Below are 15481 nucleotides of genomic sequence, written 5' to 3' on the forward strand. Positions count from 1 at the left end.
GAATAAGTACTATAGGATTTGCTTAAGGTTTTACAAAATTGTCAGTATGCCGAAGCATCTGGATTTGAATATTGAATAATTATATGTTATCCAATGTGTTTCTTTTTCTATCAATGGTACTTTTAAACTGAGAAGGTGTCATACCAGTGACTTTTTTAAATTGACTACTTAAATGTGCCGCACTGCTGTATCCTAACTGAAAGGCTATTTGGCTCAGTGTAAGTTCATCATAGATCAGCAATTCCTTAATGCGCTCAATTTTCTGGCGGATGATATATTGCTCAAGGGTGATGCTTTCTACCGAAGAAAAAAGCATGCCGAGATATTTATAGTCATAGTTGAGTTGGTCAGCGATCAAATCAGCCCACTTCACATCTAAAACCTCCTGTGAATGATGAATCTTTTGAACAATCAAATTTTTCATCTGCTCTATCAGTCTGCTTTTGCGATCATCTATAAGCGAAAAACCCACTGTTTCCAGCCCTTCATTTAACCTGCTTTTTTCCTCATCCCCTAATCCTTTTTTGAGTTCAATCTTACCCAGTTCCACATTTTGAAAGGGTATCTCTAATTCTTCCATGAGTTGCTTAACCGCTGTTATACAGCGCGGGCAAACCATATTTTTAATATGTAGAATTTTACTGTCTGTCATTTAGATATGGCATTTATCATCATTTAAATAAACACTTTTTAGTGCGTTATGATTTATAAAATTCGGTGTTTGATGTACGAAATTATTGGCTTATACGGTTTGATGGTTCACTATTTTTATTCAATGAAAATACTACGAAAAAACAATTTTACGAGCGCATATAAAACTCAGTATTGGATTGACTATAATAGCCAGGAATGGTGACAGTCCTATATCTAAGAAAGGTACAACAGGCATTTGCTCATTGTAGCTCCAAAAGTCTAGTTCTACAGCCACCCACTCTGCTGTTAACGAAACTAAGCTGGCCATTATGAGGACGATTAGCAATATTTTAAAATTAAAATTTCTAATCCAGTACTTGTCTTTGAGGACAACAGCAACAAGGCCGTATATGATGAATGTGAGTACAACATCTCCAATCGTGCATCCGAGGAAGTAGATGCTTTTCATAAAGAGATTGTACTCATTATATAAACCGGCATGAAGGTTTTCCCAGATAAAGTTCAGAACGAAAGCTATCAGCGCCATCCATGTTAATAAACTTTTAGCTTTAATTGTCTTAGACTCCTCCATGTTTAAAGTTCAGGAATGGCTTTAATGCAATACCATTCCTGCTATTCTGATTTTACAGTGATTTCACCTCAAAAGAAACCTTCAGCTTTTCCCATACGATAGTTACTTCTGCTGTTGAATTGCCCGTTTCATTCACCGCATAGGTAAGCGCTTCCTGGTTTTCTGATAGTTTCTCAGGGTTCACTTTTATTCTTACTACATCAAGGGATGGATCATAGTCATCACTCATGTGCTGATCCCAGTTTTTATTGATGATCAACGTCCATTCGTTTTCACCAGGAATAGTGAAAAAAACCATATTTTCCTGCTGGAACTTTGGTGTTATTAATCTCTACATCTTCTGAAAAATTGATGGCTGTTGCCCTGTGTGCGCCAGTGGCCCATACTTTGTCATATTCTACCAGGCCTCCCCAGATTGTTCTACCCCGCACACTTGGGGAAGAATAATCAATGTGTATGTGTGTATCTCCTGCATTTCCCATAGCTGCCGTCTTTGGACTCTTGGGTTTAGACTTATCATCATTATCTGCACCATGGGCAGCATGATCGTTTGCAGGCTTGTTACAACCTCTGGAGAACTGAAGGTGAACAATCTTCCACATACCTTCCTCTACCTGCATGGAAAGGGTTACCAATCCGGCAGAATTAATCTGCTGGCCTTGCATCTCGCCCTTAATCAAATAATTGCCTCGCAATAATGTCATCTCTTTGTTGACCAGAGATTCGGCAACTTCAACAGAGAATGTCATCTCCTGCATCTCCTCAATTTCTTTTCCCAAATGACCGTCTCTGTAGTGCTCCCAGGAATCATCAACCGATCCCTGTTCGTATATTTTTGCTTTTGGAGAGAAAACTGCATTCAACGGCTCCAGATTTTTATCATTTACTGAACTGACAAATAAGTCCAGCACTTCGTTGGCTGTATTTTTGGGTTTGACTGAATCATTGCAAGAAATCATTAGTACTGATAAAGCCAAAATAGCGGTGGGAAATAATTTTTTCATCATAGATTATTGGGTTAGTTATAAATATTTAAGCAATCGTAATTTCTTCATCCAGATACACCTGCTGGATTAAATTAAGTAGTTCAATCCCTTCCTTTCTTGGTCGCTGAAATGCTTTCCTTCCTGAAATCAATCCCATACCTCCGGCCCTTTTATTGATCACAGCCGTCTTTACAGCTTCTGCATAGTCCGAATCACCGGATGATGCCCCTCCCGAGTTGATCAGGCCTATCTTGCCCATGTAACAGTTGGCTACCTGGTAGCGGCACAGATCAATTGGATGATCCGAAGTATATTTCTCATACATTTCTTTAGAAGTCTTACCAAAATCCAAAGCCTTGAAACCGCCATTTGTTTCAGGCAGCTTTTGTTTGATAATATCTGCCTGAATGGTGACTCCCAGATGGTTGGCCTGGCCTGTGAGGTCAGCGGCTGTATGGTAATCCTTGTCCTTGGTTTTGAAGGCTTCATTTCGGGTATAACACCACAAGATAGTGGCCATCCCTAATTCATGGGCATAAGCGAAGGCTTCTGAAATTTCACGGATCTGCCGGTTTGACTCTGCCGACCCAAAGTATACGGTAGCCCCAATGGCGCAAGCCCCCATATTCCAGGCATCCTTTACCGTTCCGAATAAGATCTGGTCATGTTTGTTGGGATAGGTAAGCAGCTCATTATGGTTGATTTTTACGATATAAGGAATTTTATGCGCATACTTTCGGGCGTTAAGCCCTAATACACCAAAGGTAGAGGCTACACCGTTACAACCTGCTTCCAAACCAAGCTGTACAATATTCTCCGGGTCAAAGTAGTCCGGATTGGGGCCAAAAGCGCTCCCAGCGGAATGTTCAATACCCTGATCTACCGGAAGAATTGACAAGTAGCCCGTGCCTGCCAGGTTACCACTATTATACAATCTTGATAGTGAATTAAGCACCTGCGGATTTCTGTTTGTATTCAGAAAAACCTGATCCAGATAATCCGGTCCGGGTATGGTAAGCCTTGTTTTGTCAAAGGTTTTGCAGCTGTACTCTAACAGGTATTCAGCCTGATCTCCTAAATATTCATTTATCTTTTTCATATCCATTCTATTTACAGTTGACAATTATTGACGTTTTTTACTTGTTGATTTTAACCTCGGGACGACCAGAACGGTTACAAGTAGTAATACTGTTCCGATGATCGGGTATGGCCAGGATTTGCCAAAGGTGTACAACCAAATACCCAAAATAGGCCCCAGTACCTGACCGATGCTATTAACAGATGTTTGTAGCGAAAGATTAGCTCCGGTATGATTTTTATCAATGAAAGAAATCATAGCGATAAGATTTGGCGTAACCATGGCTCCTCCTACCGCAAAAACGATGATCATAGCGTAGACAAACAAGTTGTGTGTCCAGAAAGAAAAAGCGAACATGGCCAATGAGGCTATTGCAAAGCCGATAAATAGTTGTGTGTTTATAGACAATTTTTTCTCATCAAGACTGGCAAAGAGGGGCTGTAGTGCCGCCATGATCAAACCACAAAGCATAAAGCCCAGGCCTATCTGTGAAGTAGTAAAAGTAAGGACATCCTTAGCGTATACGGAAAAGACCGTTTCAAATAAGGTAACTGCTAATTGAATAACCAATGACATCAGTAACAGTAATATAAAATCTAATCTGATGCTCAATCTTGATTGCTGTACTTCTTGTAGAATATCAAGGTTACGTCTTTCGGGATTTTTCAACCATCCGATGGTTAGAAACAAAATCAATACCCCTAATAATGCCACCGCAAGGAAAGGAACGCTGAATTTATCTAGCAGTAAATGCCCGAAGCTGGTATTAAAATGCAGGTTGGTTTGAGCGAGATAACCACCGATCATCGGCCCGGCTATCACTCCCGTACTTACAGCCACCCCGGACCATGCCAAGACTTTCCTTCGCTGCATGCTGTTGGTAATGTCACTGAGGTAAGCATTACCAACGGGGATAACCGAAGATGAGAAGATCCCTCCAAGGATACGGGCCATGTACAGCATGGTTAAAGAAGTAGCCAGGCCGGTTAATGCCTGCATAACAACAAAACCTGTCAGCCCCATAATGATGAGTAGTTTACGACCGAAACGGTCAGATAACTTACCCCAAACTACCGCAAATAATAGTTGAAAAAATGGGTATATGCTGGTAAGGATACCAATGTGATAGTTGATATCCTCATCCGCCACTACACCGGACTTTAAAGCAAGTCTTTCCGTATAGTAGGGTAAAACGGGCAGCAGTACGCCATACCCGCTCATAACCACAAAAATACTCAACAGGACAATTATTATCCTGCCAAGGATTTCTCTATTACCCATTACTTGCTACCAATTTTTTTCTTTAAAAGTTGGGCATTGATTGCCACTATAATGGTACTCAAACTCATAAATACCGCACCTACAGCAGGCCCTAATACAAAGCCGGATGTGTAAAGCACCCCTGCCGCAAGAGGAATGGCAACCGCGTTGTATCCCGTAGCCCATATCAGGTTTTGGATCATCTTATTGTAAGTAGCTTTTCCAAACAGGATCAGATTGGCAATGTCTTGCGGGTTGCTATTGACCAAAATAATGTCGGCTGTTTCGGCTGCCACATCGGTTCCTGAGCCCACGGCAATACCTACGTTGGCCTGTGCCAGTGCAGGCGCATCGTTCACCCCATCACCGGTCATAGCGACAAATTCATTCTTAGCTTGTAGGTCTTTTACGATTTCAACCTTCTGGTGTGGCAATACCTCTGAGTAGTATCCGTCCAGGCCTAGTTCTTCACTTACTGCTTTGGCGACTGTTTCATTGTCACCGGTAGCCATCATCACTTTAATGTTATTGTTTTTGAACACTTTAATTGCCTGGGCACTTTCCGGCCTGATCTCATCGGCCAGGGCGATGTACCCGGCCAGTTTATTATCCACCAGCACAAATACAACTGTCTCCGCAGCACTGCTGTAGGCACCATCAGGTAGGGAAATATTCTCATCTTTCAGATAACCCGGGCTCACTACTTTTACATCTTTTCCTTCCACTTTTGCTTCTACCCCTTTACCGGTAATGGCATTGAAGTTTTCCGGTTTGGGTACGGCTATGTCTTTCTCTTTTACTTTTTTGATAATACCAACGGCAATAGGATGTTCCGAACTTTGCTCCAAAGCACTGGAAAGCCGAAGTAGTTCGTCTGCCTCAAATTGCTGATCTACCGCTTCTACACGGGTAACGCCAAAATCGCCTTTGGTCAGGGTTCCGGTTTTATCAAAAACGAGGGCCGAGATCTTTCTTGATTCCTCAAAAGCAGTCCTGTTTCTAATCAGCAGACCATTCTGTGCCGAAACCGCAGTGGATATGGCTACCACTAATGGTATGGCTAAGCCAAGCGCATGCGGACAAGCAATGACCATGACGGTAACCATTCTTTCCAGGGCATATACGAAAGGAAAGCCTAAAAACAACCAGGTAGCCAGCGTACCAAAACCAATGGCCAATGCAATATAGGTAAGCCACTTGGCGGCACGGTCTGACAAATTCTGCATTTTTGACTTAGACTTTTGCGCCTCTTGTACCAGCGTAATTACCTTATTGAGGTAGCTGTCTTTACCTGTATGCTCTACTTTTACTTTTAGTGAGCCATTGCCATTGAGTGACCCTCCGATTACTTTATTCTCAAGGCCTTTTTTTACCGGTTTGGATTCCCCGGTCAGCATAGACTCATTCAGGTAACTTTCCCCCTCTACGATAATGCCATCAGCCGGAACTTTTTCACCGGGTTTAATCAAAATAATATCATCTTTTTGCAAGTCTTCCAGCTTCACATCTTCTACCGTGTCACCTTTGACCCGATGCGCTTCTGAGGGCATCATGCTTACCAATAACTGCAGGGCTTTTGAAGCTCCCAGTACGGATTTCATTTCCAGCCAGTGGCCGAGTAGCATGATATCAATCAGGGTGGCCAGTTCCCAAAAAAAGTCTTCTCCTTCAAGGCCGAACACTGTTGCGGAACTATAAAAATAGGCAACACTAATGGCCATGGATATTAAAGTCATCATGCCCGGGGCACCTTCCTTCAGCTCATCCTTCAATCCTTTCAGAAAAGGCCAGCCTCCGTAAAAATAAACGATGGTAGAAAGCCCGAACAGAATGTAAGCATTGCCCGGCAGCAGCCACTCATAACCGAAAAATCCCTGGATCATTGGCGAAAAAACAAGTATAGGGACAGTGAGTACCAGCGATATCCAGAATCGCTTTTTGAAGTCCTCTATCATCATTTTATGATGATCATGTCCCATTTCACCATGCCCGGGGTTGTGACCCGAATGACTACTATGCCCATGTCCTTCATGTCCGGAATGATCTTCATGCTTTTTACTTTCTTCGTGCTTATGGTGTGTGTGATTATGCTCTTTATGATTTTCCATAATGACTATTTTTTATTTGTTCGGGTATTTCAGATTTAGTTTTTCAAGCTGTTCGGCTAAAATTTTAGCTGCTGTATAATTACGAAACCAGCGCTTATCTGCTGGGATGATGTGCCAGGGCAGATGGTCGCAGGCATTCAATATGGTATGATACGTTTTCCTGTAGTCATCCCATTTTTTTGGGATAAGTTCATCTTCTTTGGCATATTTCCATCGTTTGTGCGGTTTTGTCTTACGCTCCTCAATACGCTTTACCTGCTCGTTAGCCGATAGGTGTAGATAAAACTTTAAAATCAATGTACCATTCGCCATCAGATGATGTTCCAGTTCATTGATCAGGTTGATGCGGTGCTGCAAGACATCTTCTGAAAGGCTCTTGTTTGTAGCCGGAACCAGAATGTCTTCAAAGTATGACCTGTTAAATACCCTGATCATACCTTTCTTGGGAAAATGTGGATAAACGCGCCATAAAAAGTCATGTTTGAGCTCATCAATTGTGGGTTTCTTAAACGATGTTACCTGCACGCCCTGCGGGTTCATGCCGCTAAAAGCGTGACGGATCGTACCATCCTTTCCGGAGGTATCAAGCCCCTGCAAGACAATGAGCATGCTGTATCTTCCATCGGCATAGAACTTATTCTGCAACTGAAAAAGCTCCTTTCGGAGTTTTTTCAAGGCTTTCTTTGTTTCCGCCTTATCGGCATCTTCCGGTGGCAGTGTTGATATGTGTTCTAACTCAACCATCTGATTTTATTCAATTTCTTTTGCGTTCTGTTCATATTTCATGGTAAACCAGGCCCCATCATCCTCTGTAAACTGCTGACGTTGCAATACGAAATCGTTAGTCAGGTATTCTTCCACGACATAGTTTATCGTTTTAATACGGATTCCCATCATGTATGCTTCAATAACAGCCTCACTACTTATTTTTACTGATTGGTTCACTAACTCCTTTTTCCTGTTTTTTATGGTGACCAGGCTTTTGGATCCGAAAAAACTTAACACCCCCGATTCAACACTCATCTTCAAATGAATATCTTTTAATTCTTCTCCTTTACCCAGTTCATACAGTTGCTGAAAGTCTTCTGAAGTGACATCCACTTTTATCTTCTCGTCATCCGGATCAGTAAAAGGAAATACATTCAATAGCACATCAAACTCATTGGGATTGCACTTATATGTGGTCGTGTACTTTTCCGTAAGCCGGCCGCTTTCGTCATAGAGCTCGGTTATTACCTTTATCCGATAAGTTTTACCCTGCTGCTCTAACTCACCCGTTAAAAATATCTGCTTGCCCTGCAGGTCTCCATTTTGATCATAGTTTTCACGTACTATTCTTTTTTGCGCTATTTGCTGAATGAACATTTCTTTCTCCTGACCATACAAAATTGCAGGGGCAAGTTGCAGACACGCTATTAAGGTGAGTAGCGCACTACGCATGATGCTTCATCAGTTGGTTAATCTCTTTTGCCAGAATATCTGAAAGGTCAATCTGATTACTTTCATGAGGGATGGTGTTGCACGTGACGACCTGTTGTACCCCTGCATTTTTTAGATCCGCATAGGCTGAGCCAGCAAATACGGCATGTACCCCAACACAAACCGGTGGGTGCATTCCGGCTTTTTTTAAATGGCCGACTGTCTCTATCATCGTTCTGGCGGTGGAAATTATATCATCCACCAGTACCGGGGTGTGGTCTTTGTATTTTGCTACATCGGGGACGGACACTTCCACATCCCTGTCACCGTGCCTCACCTTCTCTAACACCGTAAAAGGTGCTCCGGCTTCTTCTGCTACCTGAGAAACCCATTGCTCACTTTCACTATCCGGGCCGATGAATACCGGCTTTTCAATATTATCGCTCACCCATTTTGAAATGTGTGATGCCGCATGGATCAGTTTATTAGGTACGGTGTAAATCTCACTTAACGAACTTCTACGGTGAAGGTGTGGGTCAACGGTGGTCAACGTTTCTGCAAAGCCTGATATTAATTCAGCAAAATACGTAGAGGTAATACCTTCTCCCGGATTAAACTGCTTATCCTGACGCATGTAGGCCAGATAAGGCGCTACCAGGCACGTACAGGCAGCACCAAGTTCTTTGGCCGTCTTACTTAAAAAGTACAGGGGCAGCAATTTGGCATCCGGCTCGTGTAATGTGCATACCATTACCACGCATTTATCTTTAACCTCAGAGTGAATCTGCACATAGCTTTCCCCATCGGGAAACTGCCGGATGGTTGCCTCTCCCTTTTCAGCCTTAAGGTGTCCTGCTATTTTTTTTGTAAGTTCTTCGTTGCCCGGTAAGGCAAAAACTATCATTTCCATATTTTAAGTCGCTTTGATTTTAATAATTTGTTTTTGTGCATCCAGGTAAGAAAGGGCGTATTCAAGCTCTCCTTGTGACTCAGCATGGATTTCAAACAGAGTATCGTTCTCTTCCACATGAGTACCCAATGGTGTAAGCAGCAAAATGCCTGCTGTCATCGCACCTGGAGCACCGGCCAGCTTAGCCACTTTGGCCAGTCTGCGATTATCAATTTCTGAAACTACTCCACTTGCTGCGGATCTAATCCTATGCTTATGGGGCGCTACCTCAGGTTCCCTGAAAAAACCTTGTGCCTCGCAGATAGCAGTGAATTTTTTGTAGGCGGCTCCACTTTTCAAAACTCTCAAAGCTTCAAGAGTACCTGACCCTTCGGCTGCTTTTCCTCCCATTTCAAGTAACCTGCCTGCCAATATTATTGCTCTTTCTCGCAGGTCATCAGGTGCATTGTTTTCATTTCTCAAGACGGATAAAACATCCTTAGCTTCCAAGGCAGGCCCTATACCCCTCCCCACAGGTTGTGACCCATCGGTTAATACAATATCAATATTCAGCCCGATGGCTTTGCCTACCGCAACCATCTTTTCTGACAGATGCACAGCAGCCTCCTGCGACCGCACCTTAGCCGTAGCTCCAACAGGAATATCAATCACCACATCGGTAGAACCTGCTGCCGCCTTTTTAGAAAGCACGGAAGCGATCATCTGCCCTTCGCTATCAATATCCAAAGCTTTTTCTACACGGATGAGTATATCATCTGCCGGACTTAGCTGTACTGATCCGCCCCAGGCAAGGCAACCGCCTTCCTGTTCCACGACATTTTTCATTTGCCCGGTGGTGAGATTTACGTTGGTGACTATGTCCATGGTGTCAGCAGTACCGGCAGGAGAAGTAATGGCACGGGAAGAAGTTTTAGGGATGGTCAACCCAGCTGCGGCAACAATAGACACTACTAATGGAGTAGTTCTGTTACCAGGCAAGCCTCCTATGCAGTGTTTATCATAAACTTTATCCTTGCCCCAGTCCAGTTTGAAACCCACATTGATCATAGAACGGGTCAGGGCAATCACTTCGTCCTGATTTAATGAGTTCCCTGTGCTGGAAGCCAGAAAAGCCGACAATTGAATATTAGATAAGTTACGATTGACGATATCGCCAATGATCCTGTCAAACTCGGCCTGGTTCAGTCGGTGTCCATAAATTTTCTTACGGACATCACTCATGGAATCAAGCGCATCTAAATGGCTCAGCCTAAGTAAGTCACCTTCTTTAGTTTCCAAGGCTTCAATAGCGGCATCAGAAAGGCCCAATTGGTCATGACTTAATTGTGACTCATCATCCCAAACGATAAGAGACGCTACAATGGTTTTTTCTCCTTTTGAAACTTTTATACGATTTAAAGCCTCAAACCCTTCCGATATACAAACCGGGCAGTCCTTACTCATAAATACCATATATTCGTTTCGGGCATCTATGCCTAATCTTACTAGTTTTAATACGTTATGCCGGGTATCCTTTGCTTCCATCACAATTCTACCTTTTGATTAAGTTGTGGGATATCTGTTTGCCATCCTTTATTATCTTCCAGGGCTTTTGACAAAGCTTCTGCCTGCTCTGCTTCCCCATGAATAATAAACACCTTTTCGGGTTGTTTTTTAATTTCAGAGAGCCAATCAATCAAATCGTTTTGATCACCATGTGCACTCAGTCCTTCAATGTGTTCCATCTGCATGTTGAATGGCAGCCATTTGCCATACACTTTAATTTCTTTTGCACCTTCAAGTAGCTTTCTTCCTCTTGTTCCTTCTGCCTGATAGCCTACAAAAAGTAGGGTGTCGTTACTATTGCCTGATCTTGTTTCCATGTAGTTGAGTATTCGTCCGCCCGTCATCATACCGCTACCTGCAATGATGATCTTGGATTTATTGTCTTCCCGCAGTGTCAGTGTTTCCCGATAGTTGCTCACTTCCTGAAAATGAGAACACATTTCATCACATTCTTCCGGCTTAAGCTTGTGCCAGTCCCTGGAAGCATGAAATAGATGGAGTACATTAGCACCCATAGGGCTATCCATGATCATTGGTATTTTTGGAATCCTTTTCTCCTTCAAAAGCCTCCAAAGCATTAGCATCATGAGCTGAGTGCGCTCTACGGCAAAACTGGGAATGAACAGGCTTCCTCCACGCTCTACCGTTTCGTTGACTATACGTTCCAGTTCAGGGACAATACTTTCTTCTTCAGGATGAATCCTTCCTCCATAGGTGGATTCAATAAGCAGGACATCCGCTTTTTCAGGCTTTTTTGGCGTATACAAAAGCAAATCTTTTTTTCTGCCAATATCACCTGAAAACACCAGGCGGCTATCGTTGGTCTCTACTTCAATAAAAGTTGATCCAATGATATGGCCATTGTATTGCCACCTTACTTTAAAGGCACCTTCAATTACATGCCATTTACCTTCTGAAACAGGGTTGAAAAGTGGAAGGGTATTTTCAACGTCTTTTAAGTCATAGAAAGCCTCTGCCGGACTGTGCTTACTGTAACCCTCTTTATTTGCCCTGGCTGCCTCTTCTTCCTGAATTTTGGCGCTATCCTTTAAGATAATTTCTGCGATTTTTAAGGTAGGCGCACTACCATATATTTTTCCTCTAAAACCAAGCTTTACCAAACGAGCCAGGTAGCCGGTATGATCAAGATGTCCGTGCGTAAGCACAACAGCATCAATGGCTTTCGGATCATATTCAGGTTGTTCCCAATTGAGTAAACGTAATTCTTTTAATCCTTGAAACACACCGCAATCCACCATCAGTTTTTTATTTCCTGATTCAAGTAAATATTTGGAGCCTGTAACCGTACCAGCGGCTCCTAAAAAGTTTATGGTCATTTTATCATTCATTTGTTGTGTTACGTACTACCTGAGCAAATTTCCTCTCCCTCTTTGATGATTCTTTTGACTCGTGTATGAGAAATGCCCATTTCTTCAAGTAATTCGGGTTTATTGCATAACTCCTTACAAAGCACGATCATCTTATCAATCAGCTTTTGCTTCTCAGCCTTTGTAAGGCTGGTAAGACATGTAACAGGGTGCAGACCAGACATATTTATCCGGTCGCTAATGCTTCCTTGCTGTGGATAATCCCAACCTATCAGTATTAGACCTGAACATTTGCCATATTGGATGGCATCTTCGGTAAACCGGGTATTGGTCACCACCCAGCCTTCATGAAATTTTGTCGCGTGTCCTTTGCGCTTTTCCCATTGCTTTTTCACATCCTCAAACCGGGATTTGATATAAAGTGGAATTTTCACATCACACTTATAACCTTGGCGGTTATGAAATTTGCACTCCACCATGAAGTGCTGATTATCTTTCTCAGCCTCCACATCTATTTCGTGAGAGACGCAATGACCCTGAATGATTACCCCGACTTTAGTACGGTACCCCTGATGTTTTAAAATTTCACCTACAAACTTTTCAAAGGGATAACCAGAGGGACCCAGCTCCAGAATCGCCTGCTTGATCTTATACCTACCTGCTACAGGTTTTGAGTGCTTCCGTAGCATGGAGAATGCCTGGCTGTAGATTTTCTTTGTGGACATACCATCAACAAGCTGCGCTTCAATCTCACTCACAATCCGATCAATAACGGCAGAAACTGCCCCTGCCTTTTCAAGGGATTGCCTGAGTTTGGTTGGTGAAAATGGAGCTTTTTCACCGGAAGCCTTGGTTATTAAAACGGTCTTTTCTGGCATTCAATCTACTTTAACAATTGGATGTTAAAGTTAGAATTTTACACTCGGAGGTTTTTATGATATCTCACTTTCGATGTACGAAATTACGTCTCTGATTTCAGCCAACCTTAAGCTACAAATTTTCTACTTATTGAGTAGCATTTCGGTCTTTATAGCCTCATTTACCATAAGCAACTCATTGATATTTTCTTTATCCACAATGCCAATAAGTTGACCATTGTCCAGTACTGGGGCCACCGAGCAGTGGCTAGCCATCAGTTTTTGATAGACCTCCTGTAGTGCCATAGTCGGGTGCAGTGTCAAATAATCATTTCGCACCATACGAGACACCGGTGACGCCTTCCCGTATTCGGACAATCCTTTTATCAGTTCTTTTCGCGTTAAAACACCATGAATATGATTGTTTTTAGTAACTATAAATTCTTGTTCCTGGCTATCAAGTAGCACCTGTACTACCTTTTCCAAATTGTCTTCCGGTACTAAACGGGTAAACTTTCTCATCAGTACATCTTTTGCCGTATATCCGGATAAAGCGGATTTTGTTGATTCGTACACCGCTTCTGAACCGGCTCCCAGGTAGATGAACAACCCTATGAATACCAGCCAGAAATTGTAGAAGAACCCGAAAAACACGAAGGCTATGGCGAGAAATTGTCCCACGGTTGCCGCAATGCGTGTTGCCCGTGGGCGATCCATAGTAAAGGCTAGCACGGCCCGTAATATCCGGCCTCCATCCATAGGAAAAGCCGGAATAAGGTTGAATACCGCCAGGATTAGATTAGCGGCAAAAAGATTAAAACCAAAGGGCCGACCGAGCATATGCGCGTTTTGATTTTCCACTTCCAGCATTGAGAGATCGGGCACCTTTCCAGTGTACTGTAGGTAGATCAACAGTATTGCTGCAATTCCCAAGTTTACGGCTGGCCCCGCAATGGCAACCAATAATTCCTGCCGCGGCTTCTCCGGCATCGCCTCCAGGCTGGCTACGCCACCAATGGGATAAATAGTGATGTCGCGGGTTAGGATATGATAACGTTTGGCGGTGAGGGCATGCCCAAACTCATGTAATACTACGCAGCCAAACAATGCCAAAATAAACAGTACCCCCCATAACCCTTCGTAGATACCATGTCCCATATTGTAGTGCATCAGAAAAATCCATCCAATAATTATCCAGAAGGTCCAGTGAATGAAGACTTTAATGCTGGCATAACTGCCTATGTACAGTGACCATTTTTTCATTTTAGGTATATGTTTTTCGTTCGCTTGATTAAACCTAAATATCCTATCTTACTTAATCCCTAAACTTTCATTCGTCTTTTTAATAGAGCTTTCTGCACTTTTCTCTATTCCCGTCAATGCCCTTATAGCATCAATTGTTTCCGGTATAACAATAGCCTGGTTATCGACCACATACGCATAATAGAGCTCATCTCCCTCGACTTTAAGCATATCTTGCCAAAGGGCTACTTCATACATATCGCCCCAGGGCCGTCCCATATCCAGGTACTTTTCTTTGATCGTATTATTGGAAACCAGACCATCGCTGTAGTTAATCAATTTGATTCGCGTAGATGTCTGAAATGCTTCTATCACCTCTTTTTTATCTGCTTTCCGGGTAAGACGGACATTCCAGTAGTGCAGGTGGCTAAGGGTTTGAGGTACTTTCACAGCCATGGTTACTACATCCAGTTCAGAGTCCACGCTCTGTGCGTCCGGCCCCTGGTGGCTGGGAATATCTTTCTCTGGCACGAGCGTATTCATGATGCCCCCTAAATGGCTTTCCCAGGGGTCTGTTGCCCTGCGCAGCAAAGTTCCCCGGGCACTCTGTAACAGATCCGCCTTTTTAAGAGCGGTAAGCGTACGCAAAATGGAGGTGGTGTTGCAGGAGACCACACGGGTACTGTCCCGCTTCAGGGCGGAGGCATAGTTATTTTCCGCACTAAAGGAGTGGCCGGTAGTTTTGTGTTTTTCTCCACCTTGCAGGATAAATTTTATTCCCCGCTCTTTATAAATTTTTACATTTTGTGCGGCTATCTTCTTTGGCGTACAATCTACCACCAGGTGAGCAACCCCTAATAGGTCTGCCATATTACCAGCCAGGGGAATACCGGCCTTTTGCATGTAACCACTGGCATCTTCGGTAGCTGCATAAACAGGGTATCCTTTATTTACTGCAGCTTGAATGCGCCAGTCGCTGATCACATCACATACCCCGGCTAATTCCATATCGTCTTGTAAAGCAATTGCATCGGCTACTCTTTTGCCGATTACGCCATATCCTATAAGTGCTATTTTCTTTTTCATGATATCATTGGTTTTTAATTGAGGTGTGAATATTATTAACATGGAAAAGCCCGAATACGACCAGCACAAAGCTTTACCGGGTCTCCAATCAGCGGTACTTTTTATTAAACGAGATGTTATAGACGGATGCTACCAGGGCACCAAACAACCAGCCTAATATAAACATTTCTACCAGACCTATTAAGGCTTCAGTCCAGGGCACGTCCATTCTAATTACAGCACTTGTATCCAGCCCGTGTAACAGGCTATTAAAAAACAAGATGGTCCCCTCACGGCCTACTGTTGCCATTAAAATAATACAACCCAGGTAAAATATGGCCCCTGCCACTCCCCAGGCTAATGCGAATTTCTTAATGTTGATGTGTTGCATGACCGCTTTCTTTTTTTGATTGTTTATCTTCATGACTTCTGTGCCCGCCATGTCCCCCATGGCTGCC

At 43.1% G+C, this 15481-nt stretch carries 16 protein-coding genes; all 16 read right to left on the reverse strand.

Going from position 1 to position 15481, the window contains the following annotated elements; translation table 11 throughout:
• Window positions 1–79 precede the first annotated feature (79 nt).
• On the reverse strand, window positions 80–652 hold the full coding sequence (locus OKW21_RS21300; RefSeq protein ID WP_277483182.1) for a helix-turn-helix domain-containing protein: 573 nt from the start codon (window positions 650–652) through the stop codon (window positions 80–82).
• A gap of 132 nt (window positions 653–784) precedes the next feature.
• The gene (locus tag OKW21_RS21305; RefSeq protein ID WP_277483184.1) at window positions 785–1225 is read right to left on the reverse strand and encodes a hypothetical protein; all 441 of its coding nucleotides are present in this window, start codon (window positions 1223–1225) and stop codon (window positions 785–787) included.
• Window positions 1226–1277: 52 nt separating this feature from the next.
• Window positions 1278–1523: a DUF2911 domain-containing protein gene (locus tag OKW21_RS21310; protein WP_277483186.1), complete on the reverse strand. Its 246-nt coding sequence runs from the start codon at window positions 1521–1523 to the stop codon at window positions 1278–1280.
• A complete protein-coding gene (locus OKW21_RS21315; protein ID WP_277483188.1) occupies window positions 1498–2232 on the reverse strand; it encodes a DUF2911 domain-containing protein in 735 nt (244 codons plus the stop codon). The genes OKW21_RS21310 and OKW21_RS21315 overlap by 26 nt, the downstream gene beginning before the upstream one ends.
• Before the next feature lie 25 nt (window positions 2233–2257).
• Window positions 2258–3310 (reverse strand): class I fructose-bisphosphate aldolase, encoded by a 1053-nt coding sequence (locus OKW21_RS21320; RefSeq protein ID WP_277483191.1) that lies wholly within the window; start codon window positions 3308–3310, stop codon window positions 2258–2260.
• 24 nt (window positions 3311–3334) lie between these two features.
• Window positions 3335–4570, reverse strand: coding sequence for an MFS transporter (locus OKW21_RS21325; protein ID WP_277483193.1), 1236 nt, complete (start codon window positions 4568–4570; stop codon window positions 3335–3337).
• Complete coding sequence (locus tag OKW21_RS21330; protein WP_277483194.1) at window positions 4570–6657, reverse strand: copper-translocating P-type ATPase; 2088 nt, start codon at window positions 6655–6657, stop codon at window positions 4570–4572. The genes OKW21_RS21325 and OKW21_RS21330 overlap by 1 nt, the downstream gene beginning before the upstream one ends.
• A gap of 12 nt (window positions 6658–6669) precedes the next feature.
• A complete protein-coding gene (locus tag OKW21_RS21335) occupies window positions 6670–7401 on the reverse strand; it encodes a PPK2 family polyphosphate kinase (RefSeq protein WP_277483196.1) in 732 nt (243 codons plus the stop codon).
• A 6-nt stretch (window positions 7402–7407) separates the two neighbouring features.
• The gene (locus OKW21_RS21340) at window positions 7408–8097 is read right to left on the reverse strand and encodes a hypothetical protein (protein WP_277483199.1); all 690 of its coding nucleotides are present in this window, start codon (window positions 8095–8097) and stop codon (window positions 7408–7410) included.
• Window positions 8090–8986: a ribose-phosphate pyrophosphokinase gene (locus OKW21_RS21345; RefSeq protein WP_062303416.1), complete on the reverse strand. Its 897-nt coding sequence runs from the start codon at window positions 8984–8986 to the stop codon at window positions 8090–8092. The genes OKW21_RS21340 and OKW21_RS21345 overlap by 8 nt, the downstream gene beginning before the upstream one ends.
• A 3-nt stretch (window positions 8987–8989) precedes the next feature.
• Window positions 8990–10510 carry a thymidine phosphorylase family protein gene (locus tag OKW21_RS21350; RefSeq protein WP_277483204.1) on the reverse strand — a complete coding sequence of 507 codons (1521 nt, stop codon included), beginning with the start codon at window positions 10508–10510 and terminating at the stop codon, window positions 8990–8992.
• The gene (locus OKW21_RS21355; RefSeq protein ID WP_277483207.1) at window positions 10510–11868 is read right to left on the reverse strand and encodes an MBL fold metallo-hydrolase RNA specificity domain-containing protein; all 1359 of its coding nucleotides are present in this window, start codon (window positions 11866–11868) and stop codon (window positions 10510–10512) included. Before OKW21_RS21355 ends, OKW21_RS21350 begins: the two co-directional genes overlap by 1 nt.
• Before the next feature lie 20 nt (window positions 11869–11888).
• Window positions 11889–12737, reverse strand: coding sequence for a restriction endonuclease (locus OKW21_RS21360; protein WP_277483210.1), 849 nt, complete (start codon window positions 12735–12737; stop codon window positions 11889–11891).
• Window positions 12738–12860: 123 nt separating this feature from the next.
• The gene (locus OKW21_RS21365; protein WP_277483212.1) at window positions 12861–13979 is read right to left on the reverse strand and encodes a site-2 protease family protein; all 1119 of its coding nucleotides are present in this window, start codon (window positions 13977–13979) and stop codon (window positions 12861–12863) included.
• 48 nt (window positions 13980–14027) lie between these two features.
• Entirely contained in the window at window positions 14028–15044 is a 1017-nt protein-coding gene (locus OKW21_RS21370; protein WP_277483214.1) for a type II glyceraldehyde-3-phosphate dehydrogenase, read from the reverse strand.
• A gap of 88 nt (window positions 15045–15132) precedes the next feature.
• Window positions 15133–15474, reverse strand: coding sequence for a DUF5676 family membrane protein (locus tag OKW21_RS21375; protein WP_277483215.1), 342 nt, complete (start codon window positions 15472–15474; stop codon window positions 15133–15135).
• Window positions 15475–15481: the final 7 nt, after the last annotated feature.

The sequence above is a fragment of the Catalinimonas alkaloidigena genome, from assembly GCF_029504655.1.
Lineage (GTDB): Bacteria > Bacteroidota > Bacteroidia > Cytophagales > Cyclobacteriaceae > Catalinimonas > Catalinimonas alkaloidigena.